We start from the raw sequence: 282 nt of genomic DNA on the forward strand, positions 1-282 counted from the left end.
CGTGATGGCTAAAGTGTTTGGCATTAAGCCTGAGCGAACCCACACTATGGATGTCAGTTCAGTACAAGGTAAAACCTTTGAATATCAGTGTGGCTGTCGTAGCTACCCTCTTTCTATTCGCCGCCACAACAAGGTCCTGCGCGGAGAGAGCCAATATACCTGTCGCAGTTGTGGTAACGGATTAACCTTCACTGGCAAGCAGCTCAGCTAATCAACGCACCTGTTTCTTATAAAACCAACTAACTCCACTGGAAGTACCGTCATACTCAGCTGAACAAAATC

General features: G+C 46.8%; 1 protein-coding gene. It reads left to right on the plus strand.

Annotated features, from left to right (window positions below):
• Positions 1-211: zinc ribbon domain-containing protein (locus AB4585_RS26640; RefSeq protein WP_372171752.1), on the plus strand; the 211-nt coding region annotated here is incomplete at its 5' end.
• Positions 212-282: the final 71 nt, after the last annotated feature.

It is taken from the genome of Vibrio sp. 10N.222.49.C9 (assembly GCF_041474985.1).
Taxonomy (GTDB): domain Bacteria; phylum Pseudomonadota; class Gammaproteobacteria; order Enterobacterales; family Vibrionaceae; genus Vibrio; species Vibrio crassostreae_C.